Annotated in this window: 7 protein-coding genes and 1 pseudogene; 1 reads left to right on the top strand and 7 read right to left on the bottom strand. The window is 57.7% G+C overall.

Annotated elements, in window-relative coordinates:
* From carB to grpE, 6 genes and pseudogenes are all read right to left on the bottom strand, one after another.
* Nucleotides 1-598, bottom strand: a pseudogene (gene carB, locus ACI2KB_RS25345) (carbamoyl phosphate synthase large subunit); the annotation flags it as partial.
* Nucleotides 599-781: 183 nt separating this feature from the next.
* The gene (carA, locus tag ACI2KB_RS25340; protein ID WP_404639167.1) at nt 782-1918 is read right to left on the bottom strand and encodes a glutamine-hydrolyzing carbamoyl-phosphate synthase small subunit; all 1137 of its coding nucleotides are present in this window, start codon (nt 1916-1918) and stop codon (nt 782-784) included.
* 304 nt (nt 1919-2222) lie between these two features.
* Nucleotides 2223-3029, bottom strand: a complete 807-nt coding sequence (gene dapB, locus ACI2KB_RS25335) for a 4-hydroxy-tetrahydrodipicolinate reductase (RefSeq protein WP_404639165.1) — start codon at nt 3027-3029, stop codon at nt 2223-2225.
* A 10-nt stretch (nt 3030-3039) separates the two neighbouring features.
* Complete coding sequence (dnaJ, locus tag ACI2KB_RS25330) at nt 3040-4170, bottom strand: molecular chaperone DnaJ (RefSeq protein WP_404639163.1); 1131 nt, start codon at nt 4168-4170, stop codon at nt 3040-3042.
* Between the two features lie 325 nt (nt 4171-4495).
* Entirely contained in the window at nt 4496-6412 is a 1917-nt protein-coding gene (gene dnaK / locus ACI2KB_RS25325) for a molecular chaperone DnaK (RefSeq protein WP_404639161.1), read from the bottom strand.
* A gap of 102 nt (nt 6413-6514) precedes the next feature.
* On the bottom strand, nt 6515-7081 hold the full coding sequence (gene grpE / locus ACI2KB_RS25320; RefSeq protein ID WP_404639160.1) for a nucleotide exchange factor GrpE: 567 nt from the start codon (nt 7079-7081) through the stop codon (nt 6515-6517).
* A 277-nt stretch (nt 7082-7358) separates the two neighbouring features.
* On the opposite strand from grpE, the gene recN reads away from it, so the two are divergent.
* Nucleotides 7359-9032, top strand: coding sequence for a DNA repair protein RecN (gene recN, locus ACI2KB_RS25315; protein ID WP_404639158.1), 1674 nt, complete (start codon nt 7359-7361; stop codon nt 9030-9032).
* 117 nt (nt 9033-9149) lie between these two features.
* Here recN and fur read toward each other — a convergent pair whose 3' ends face one another.
* A complete protein-coding gene (gene fur, locus ACI2KB_RS25310; protein WP_108237931.1) occupies nt 9150-9557 on the bottom strand; it encodes a ferric iron uptake transcriptional regulator in 408 nt (135 codons plus the stop codon).
* Nucleotides 9558-9704: the final 147 nt, after the last annotated feature.

Here is a 9704-nt window from a genome sequence, read left to right as displayed (position 1 = left end):
CCATTTCATATTCTTTCCAGCCGATCAGGGATTCGTCGATCAGCAGCTCTTTGGTCGGCGACAGGTCCAGACCACGGGCGCAGATTTCTTCGAATTCTTCACGGTTGTAAGCGATGCCACCACCAGTACCGCCCATGGTGAAGGACGGACGGATGATGCACGGGAAGCCCAGTTTTTCGAGAACGGCGTTGGCCTCTTCCATGGTGTGGGCGATACCCGAGCGCGGGCACTCCAGACCGATGGCTTTCATGGCCTTGTCGAAACGGGAGCGGTCTTCAGCCTTGTCGATGGTGTCGGCGTTAGCACCGATCATCTCGACGCCGAACTTCTCCAGAACGCCTTCTCGCTCAAGGTCCAATGCGCAATTCAACGCGGTCTGGCCGCCCATGGTCGGCAGCAGTGCGTCTGGACGCTCTTTCTCGATGATCTTGGCAACGGTCGCCCACTTGATCGGTTCGATGTAAGTGGCGTCGGCCATGGCCGGGTCGGTCATGATGGTGGCCGGGTTGGAGTTCACCAGAATGACGCGGTAGCCCTCCTCGCGCAGGGCCTTACAGGCTTGGGCGCCGGAGTAGTCGAATTCGCAGGCCTGGCCGATCACGATCGGGCCAGCGCCAAGAATCAGGATGCTTTTAATGTCTGTACGTTTTGGCATGGGTTGTCACTCGAATCCTGTGTCAGTCGGCAAGCCGTCTTGAACATTCTCTGAGGTGGCCGGGCAGGCTGTCGGATGAATCCGGCTGCCGCAGCCACCTGCTCGCTACAGTCGCAAGTCAGCCGCTTAGCGACGCTTGGCCATGGCTGTGATAAAGCGATCAAATAGCGGCGCGACGTCGTTAGGGCCCGGGCTCGCTTCAGGGTGGCCCTGGAAGCTGAAGGCGTCCTTGTCGGTGCGCTCGATACCTTGCAGGGTGCCGTCGAACAGCGATTTGTGGATCGCGCGGACGTTGCTCGGCAGGGTGGCTTCGTCTACTGCAAAACCATGGTTCTGGCTGGTGATCATGACGACCCCGGTGTCCAGATCCTGAACCGGATGGTTGGCACCGTGGTGGCCATGGCCCATCTTGACAGTCTTGGCACCGGAGGCCAGAGCCAGCAGTTGGTGACCCAGGCAGATACCGAAGACAGGGATGTCGGTTTCCAGCACATCCTTGATGGCCTGAATAGCGTAGTCGCAAGGCTCAGGATCGCCTGGGCCGTTGGACAGGAACACGCCATCGGGATTCAGCGCCAGCACATCGCTCGCGGGTGTTTGAGCAGGCACCACGGTCACGCGGCAGCCGCGCTCGACCAGCATGCGCAGAATGTTGGTTTTAACGCCGTAGTCGTACGCAACCACGTTGTATGGCAGATCGGAGGCTGCGATCTCAGGATGGCTGTCAGTCTGCAGGCTCCAGACACTGGAGCGCCACTCGTAGCTTTCCTGGGTGCTGACGACTTTCGCCAAATCCATGCCCTTCAGGCCTGGGAAGCCCCGCGCTGCCGCGATGGCGGCTTCTTCGGAAATGTTGTCGCCGGCCATGATGCAACCATCCTGCGCCCCTTTTTCGCGCAGGATGCGGGTCAGACGACGAGTGTCGATACCCGCGATGGCAACGACGTTGTTGGCCTTCAGGTAGTCAGCCAGGGACATCTTGTTACGCCAGTTGCTCGCTACCAGTGGCAGGTCACGAATCACCAGACCTGCCGACCACACGCGGTCGGACTCGGCGTCTTCCGGCGTGGTGCCGGTATTGCCGATGTGCGGGTAAGTCAGGGTAACGATTTGCTGGGCATAGGAAGGATCGGTAAGGATTTCCTGATAGCCGGTCATTGCGGTGTTGAACACGACCTCACCAACGGTTTGACCGTCGGCTCCAATGGCTTCGCCGCGAAAAATGCTGCCATCAGCAAGGGCGAGTATGGCTGGCTTAGTCAAGAAGACCTCCCGTAATAAAGCCTGAAAGGGCGATCGCAGGTTGTAAAAAAGCGGAATGACGTATTGACACGTCACCCCGCTTTTTTTCATCGAATTATCTGCGCGCTTTTAGTGGACACACTAAAGCTGTAGCTTACAGAAAAGGGCTTTTTTAATCCACCGCTAAAACGCCTTTAAGGCTGGAGAATGCGACAGGACATCGCTTAGCGGTTCAAAACTGCGGGCAGGATACAGGGAAAACCCCTCTCCTGCCTTCATTGTTGCTGATTCGTTGCGTGAATCGACCAGATCGAAACAAGGCAGATCAATGCAAATCCAGCACATCCTGCATGTCGTATAGACCGGCTTCTTTGCCATCGAGCCACAGCGCTGCACGCACCGCACCTTTGGCGAAGGTCATGCGACTTGAGGCCTTGTGAGTGATTTCCAGGCGCTCACCTTCAGCAGCGAACAGCACGGTGTGATCACCCACCACGTCACCGCCGCGAACGGTTGCAAAGCCGATGGTCTCGCGCTCGCGCACGCCGGTATGGCCTTCACGACCGTAGACGGCAACTTTGTTCAAGTCACGACCCAGCGCCTTGGCTACCACTTCACCCATGCTGACCGCAGTCCCCGAAGGTGCATCGACCTTGTTGCGGTGATGCGCCTCGATGATTTCGATATCAGCATCGTCACCCATCACTCGCGCCGCCAGATGCAGCAGTTTGAACGACAGGTTCACACCAACACTGAAATTGGAGGCGAAGACGATTGGAATCTCCTTGCCCGCCTCAAGCAGCGTCTGCTTCTGCTCGGCATTCAAGCCCGTCGTGCCAATTACCATGGCTTTGCCAGCCTTGCGACAGAACGCGAGATTTTTCAGCATCACGTCCGGCAGGGTGAAGTCGATCAACACATCGAACTCGTCCAGCACCTGTTCGAGATTACCCGTCAGTTGCACGCCAATCCGACCCAGAGAGGCCAACTCACCCGCATCGGCACCGATCATGGTGCTACCCGGCCGAACGATCGCCGCCGTCAACCCCGCCTGAGGCGCGCGCAATTGCACGGCCTCGATCAGATTTTTGCCCATGCGCCCGGCAGCGCCCATCACAGCAATACGTCGCATGCAGTGCTCCTTAGAGGTCGCCGAAGAAACGCTTCACGCCTTCGAACCAGCCACTGGCTTTAGGCGAATGCGAACTGTCGCCCTCCAGCGACGAACGCAACTCTTCGAGCAACTCGCGTTGACGACGGCTGAGATTAACCGGGGTTTCCACTGCGACACGGCACATCAGATCGCCCGGCCCACCGCCACGCACCGGCGCAACGCCCTTGCCGCGCAAACGGAACTGTTTGCCAGTCTGGGTGCCTTCCGGAATCTTCAATTTGACGCGACCATCCAGCGTCGGCACCTCCAGCTCGCCGCCCAATGCGGCGTCGGTGAAGCTGATCGGCACTTCGCAATACAGATGCTTGCCATCGCGCTGGAAGATGTCGTGTTCACGCACGTTGATCACAACGTACAGGTCGCCCGTCGGCCCACCCTGCACACCCGCCTCACCTTCGCCGGAAAGACGAATACGGTCGCCAGTGTCCACGCCTGCCGGAACCTTGACCGACAACGTCTTGTACTCTTCGACCCGGCCTTCGCCATGGCAGGAATCGCAAGGATCGGAAATGATCTTGCCGTTGCCGTGGCAACGCGGACAGGTCTGCTGAACAGAGAAAAAGCCCTGCTGCATCCGAACCTGACCGATACCACCGCAGGTTGGGCACGTAACCGGAGAAGAGCCTTTCTTGGCGCCGCTGCCGTCACATGGTTTGCAATTAACCAATGTCGGCACGCGAATGCTGACTGTAGTGCCCCGCACCGCTTCTTCGAGGTTCAGCTCAAGGGTGTAACGCAGATCGCTACCACGCTGAGCGCCGCCGCGACCACCGCCACCTGCACGACCGCCTCCGAAGAAATCGCTAAACACGTCGCCAAAAATGTCGGAGAAGTTCGCGCCACCGCCAAAACCTCCACCGCCGCCCATGCCCTGATCCGTCGCGGCATGGCCATACTGATCGTAGGCCGCACGTTTGCTGGCGTCGGACAGCACCTCATAAGCCTCGTTGGCTTCCTTGAACGCATCTTCCGAGGCCTTGTCGCCCGGGTTGCGGTCAGGGTGATATTTCATCGCGAGACGACGGTACGCCTTTTTTAAGTCCGCCTCACTGGAGCCGCGCTCCACTCCTAATACTTCGTAATAGTCACGTTTTGACATAAGTTTTATGCACTCTTGAGGACGTCCGGCACCACGCTCCTGAGCGTGCCGAACTCGTTGAGCCCCTTTCAGGCCCGGACCCAACTCACGTCAATTCAACGATCCTGGTCTTTGGTTCAACGGCCTTCTATCGACCGAGTAAAGCGGCAGAACAAGCCGGTTTGCAGGAGCACCCCGACTTTGCCGCAAAGCCCGCAAAACAAATTCACGAGCCCGGAAATTTTGCGTATTCCAGACACACCAACGCGGGAGCAAGCCCCCGCGCGGCGACATCCTACCAGCGGCCACTCAAAAGGGGTCAACCGGCGATCAAGTAAACCTGCGCTTACTTGTGATCTTTCACTTCTTCGAACTCAGCGTCGACAACGTCGTCAGCCTTGTGTTCTTCCTGGGCAGCCTGTGCGCCCGCTTCAGGCTTTTCGGCCTGCTCGGCGTACATCTTCTGCGCCACTGGAGCGGAGACTTTCGACAGTTCTTCGACTTTCGCGTCGATGGCAGCCTTGTCGTCGCCTTTTACGGCAGTTTCCAGCGCAACGACAGCGGCTTCGATCGCGGTTTTCTCTTCAGCAGTGACTTTGTCACCCGCGTCAGCGACCATCTTGCGAGTCGAGTGAACCAGCGCGTCACCCTGGTTACGGGCAGCAGCCAGCTCTTCGAACTTGCGATCTTCTTCCGAGTTCGCTTCAGCGTCACGAATCATCTGTTGGATTTCTTCGTCCGACAGACCGGAGTTGGCCTTGATCACGATCGACTGAGTCTTGCCAGTCGCCTTGTCCTTCGCGCCAACGTGCAGAATACCGTTGGCATCGATGTCGAAGGTCACTTCGATCTGAGGCACGCCGCGTGGCGCTGGTGGAATCTCGGCCAAGTCAAACTTGCCCAGCGACTTGTTGGACGCAGCCTGCTTACGCTCACCTTGCAGCACGTGAATGGTCACGGCACTCTGGTTGTCATCGGCAGTCGAGAACACTTGCGATTTCTTGGTCGGAATCGTGGTGTTTTTCTCGATCAGCGCAGTCATGACGCCACCCATGGTTTCAATACCCAGGGTCAGCGGGCTGACGTCGAGCAGCAGAACGTCTTTCACGTCACCGGCCAGAACGGCGCCTTGAATCGCAGCACCCATGGCAACGGCTTCGTCAGGATTGACGTCTTTACGGGCTTCTTTACCGAAGAAGTCAGTCACGGTTTTCTGAACCAGCGGCATACGGGTCTGACCACCGACCAGGATCACGTCGTTGATCGCGCCAACATCGATACCGGCGTCTTTCAGTGCGATGCGGCAAGGTTCGATGGTGCGCTGCACCAGGTCTTCAACCAGCGACTCCAGCTTGGCACGGGAAATCTTCACGTTCAGGTGCTTTGGACCGGTGGCGTCTGCAGTGATGTACGGCAGGTTCACATCGGTCTGCTGGCTGGAAGACAGCTCGATCTTGGCTTTTTCAGCAGCTTCTTTCAGACGCTGCATCGCCAGCGGGTCACCTTTGAGGTTCATGCCGCTTTCTTTCTTGAATTCGTCAACGAGGTAGTCGATCAGACGAATGTCAAAGTCCTCACCACCCAGGAAGGTGTCGCCGTTGGTGGCCAACACTTCGAACTGGTGCTCGCCATCGACTTCGGCAATTTCGATGACCGAAACGTCGAAAGTACCGCCACCCAGGTCATAAACGATGACAGTGTGGTCGCCTTTGGCTTTGTCCATGCCGTAGGCCAGAGCGGCTGCGGTCGGTTCGTTGATGATACGTTTGACGTCCAGACCGGCGATGCGACCGGCGTCCTTGGTGGCCTGGCGCTGGCTGTCGTTGAAGTAGGCCGGAACGGTAATCACCGCTTCGGTGACCGCTTCGCCGAGGTAGTCTTCGGCGGTCTTCTTCATCTTTTTCAGGACTTCCGCAGAAATTTGCGGAGGTGCCATTTTCTTGCCGCTGGCTTCAACCCACGCGTCGCCGTTGTCGGCCTTGACGATTTTATAAGGCACCAGCTCGATGTCTTTCTGTACGACGTTCTCTTCGAAACGACGGCCGATCAAACGCTTCACCGCGTACAGGGTGTTGTGCGGGTTGGTAACAGCCTGGCGCTTGGCGGACTGGCCTACCAGAATTTCGCCGTCGTTCGCGTAAGCGATGATCGACGGAGTGGTACGCGCGCCTTCGGCGTTTTCGATGACCTTGGCGACGCCGTTTTCAAGCACCGAGACGCAGGAGTTGGTGGTCCCCAGGTCGATACCGATAATCTTGCCCATGTTTGACTCTCCCGAAACTTTAATTGGGTTGCCGCAACTGCGTTTACAAATTGCGGTAATTCTTTAAACCATGGCCCTTAGATGGGGCTCACTCAACTGATTTCAAGCCTGCTCGTCAATCGACGGTGCAACAGGCGACGGTGCCTTGCTGACCACAACCATGGCCGGGCGCAGTAGACGACCGTTGAGCTGATAACCTTTCTGGAACACTTTGAGCACGCTGTTCGGCTCGACGTCTGCACTTTCCTGCATTGCCATGGCCTGATGGTGCTCGGCATTGAACGGCTGACCATGCGGATCGATGGCTTCCAGCTGATAACGCTTGAGGGTGTCGTTGAACATTTTCAGCGTCAGCTCGATGCCTTCACGCATCGGACGGATGCTTTCATCGTCCGGGTTGGACAGGTCCAGACCCCGCTCCAGGCTGTCGACGATCGGCAGCAGGTCGCCTGCGAACTTCTCCAGCGCGAACTTGTGGGCTTTCTCTACGTCCTGCTCGGCGCGGCGGCGGACGTTTTGCAGATCCGCAGCGACACGCAGGGACTGGTCCTGTGCAGCAGCCAGTTGCTCTTCCAGCACTTGCACGCGGGTTGCCAAATCCTCTCCGGAAGTCGCCGCCTCTGCAGCCTGATCCTGAGCTTGCGTATCCGGGTTCTGTTCGTCAGCCATTGTTTTCTCCTCCTAATAACGTCCGTGAGCTCAACTCACGCTTCTGCCCGCCTATATGGGGCCGCAATTTTTGGCTTCAAGGGGGCGACATGCAGGATCAGGCGAATAACCCCACAAATATTCCGACATGGCCGGACAGCTGTAAACGCGGCGCAAAAACGCTGTTTCAGTGCTAAAAACTGTTCGAGACCTGCCAAATCGAGCTAAGGACGGGCATTGTCAGCCCAACGCAAAACACTGTATAAATAACCAGACCATTCGCTTGGGAGCCGCCCGCATGCTGGTGCACCTGTCCATACACAACTACGCCATCGTTGAGCATCTCGATCTGGAACTGGATCGAGGCATGAGCGTAATTACCGGTGAGACCGGCGCGGGCAAATCGATCATGCTCGACGCCCTGGGCCTGACTCTGGGCGATCGAGCCGACAGCGGTGTCGTGCGGCCGGGTGCCGACAAGGCAGATATCCTTGCAACGTTCGATGTGTCCGACATCCCCGAAGCCCGCAACTGGCTGGCCGAACGCGATATGGAAACAGATGGGCCGTGCATTCTGCGCCGAGTGATCACGGCAGAAGGCCGCTCGCGCGCTTATATAAACGGGACGCCCTGCCCTCAGGGCGACCTGAAAGCGCTGGGTGAATTGCTGATCGATATACACAGCCAGCACGAGCACCAGTCACTCCTGAAGACCGATACCCATCGTCGGTTGCTCGACGAATACGCAGGCGCGACCGAGTTGGCGCGCCAGGTTCAACTGGCCGCCCAGCGCTGGCGGCAAACACGTCAGGAACTGGAGCGACTCGCCAATTCCGGGGACGAGCAGCGCGCCAAGCATCAACTGCTCAGCTATCAGCTCGAAGAACTCGAAGGGTTGAGCCTGGGCGAAAACGAGTTGGAACAGCTCGAACAGGAACACACCACACTGACCAACGCCGAAAGCCTACTGGGTATTTGTCGACAAGTGGTCGAGCTGTGCAGCGAGAGCGACTCAGGCAACGCGCTGAATGCGCTGACCGCCAGCCTCAACCGGTTGACCAGCGTGAATAACTCGCCCGACGCCTTGAATGAAGCGACGAACCTGCTTTCTAGCGCTCAGATTCAGGTTGAAGAAGCCGTTGGCGAGATCAATCGCTTTCTTGATCGCTTCGAAGCCGACCCCGCGCGCCTGCAACAGATTGAAGAACGCCTGGACACCATTTACACACTGGCCCGCAAGCACCGCGTACAGCCAAGCGAAGTCCCGGCACTGCATCAAAAGCTGCTGGACGAGATTGAAACACTCAACGCCAATGACGAAGCCGTCGAACGCCTTGAGCATGAGCTGGGCGCATACGCCCGCCATTATCAGGAAAAGGCACGTGAACTGAGCGACCTGCGCCACCGCTCAGCCCCGGATCTGGCCTTGGCCGTGGAGCAGGAGATCCAGCGGCTGGGCATGCCCGGTGGGCGCTTCAATATCGAGCTGCGCCAGAACACAGATAAAGAGCTGTCTCCCAATGGATTGGAGCAGGTGGAACTGCTGGTCAGCGCCAACCCCGGTCAACCGCTCAAAGCACTGGCCAAAGTGGCATCAGGCGGTGAGCTGTCGCGGATCAGCCTGGCGATTCAGGTGATCACCGCGCAAACCTCGCGCATACCGACACTGGTGTTCGACGAAGTGGACGTGGGTATCGGTGGACCTACAGCGGAAATTGTCGGCCAACTCTTGCGCAGGCTCGGCGAGCGTGGTCAGGTCATGACCGTGACCCATTTGCCGCAAGTGGCTGCCCAAGGGCATCAGCATTTGTTCGTGCACAAAGTGCGCGAGAGCGATGCGACGCGCACAGCAGTGGCCAAGCTGACGAAAAATGAGCGCGTTGAAGAAGTGGCGAGGATGCTGGGCGGGATCGACCTGACGAAAGAGTCGCTGGCCCATGCAAAGAAGATGGTGGTTGCCGCGAAGTCTTGACAGTGGCCGACTCACACTCCCGGACGACAGCACAATCCTGTGTCAGCCCATTCAACCTCAAACAACACAAAACAAAGGCGACCCGAAGGTCGCCTTTGTTTTGTTTCAAAAAAAGACTTACGCCTTTTTCTTCCGTACGTAGAGCACCAGATTGTGGTCCACCAGCTCGAAGCCGTGTTCGGCAACGATCTGTTTCTGAAGCTCTTCGATTCCTTTGTGAAAAAATTCGATCACTTCACCGGAATCCACGTTGACCATATGGTCGTGGTGGCCTCCGTCCGCCAGTTCGAATACGGCGTGACCGCCGTCGAAGTTGTGGCGAACCACCAACCCGGCTGCTTCGAACTGAGTCAAAACACGGTAAACCGTCGCCAGACCGACGTCTTCATTGGCCTCCATAAGCGCCTTGTAGACGTCTTCCGCGCTCATGTGGCGCTGCTCTGCAGAATCGAGCATTTGAAGGATCTTGACCCGTGGCAGGGTCACTTTAAGTCCAGCTTTGCGTAGTTCGCTATTTTCAACCATGGTCAGCTTTCTCGCAGACGCTGCTTCGCAGCTTCTCTTAATGCAGGTATGATCGGGGTTTACGTTGTCCCAGCCAAGATAGTGGAAGTCGCCCACCGATGCAAAACACCAAGCTCTTGCTAACCAGTTTCACCTACGTGGGACTGC

The organism is Pseudomonas sp. NPDC088444 (assembly GCF_044900175.1).
Classification (GTDB): Bacteria; Pseudomonadota; Gammaproteobacteria; order Pseudomonadales; family Pseudomonadaceae; genus Aquipseudomonas.
The sequence above is the reverse complement of the archived record's forward strand: the minus strand, read 5'-3'. Positions and strand labels throughout refer to the sequence as shown.

Excerpts from the sequence above, each read along its gene's own strand:
- dapB (WP_404639165.1), bottom strand. The coding sequence starts at position 3,029 with ATGCGACGTATTGCTGTGATGGGCGCTGCCGGGCGCATGGGCAAAAAT.
- dnaK (WP_404639161.1), bottom strand. The coding sequence starts at position 6,412 with ATGGGCAAGATTATCGGTATCGACCTGGGGACCACCAACTCCTGCGTC.
- recN (WP_404639158.1), top strand. The coding sequence starts at position 7,359 with ATGCTGGTGCACCTGTCCATACACAACTACGCCATCGTTGAGCATCTC.
- fur (WP_108237931.1), bottom strand. The coding sequence starts at position 9,557 with ATGGTTGAAAATAGCGAACTACGCAAAGCTGGACTTAAAGTGACCCTG.
- dnaJ (WP_404639163.1), bottom strand. The coding sequence starts at position 4,170 with ATGTCAAAACGTGACTATTACGAAGTATTAGGAGTGGAGCGCGGCTCC.
- grpE (WP_404639160.1), bottom strand. The coding sequence starts at position 7,081 with ATGGCTGACGAACAGAACCCGGATACGCAAGCTCAGGATCAGGCTGCA.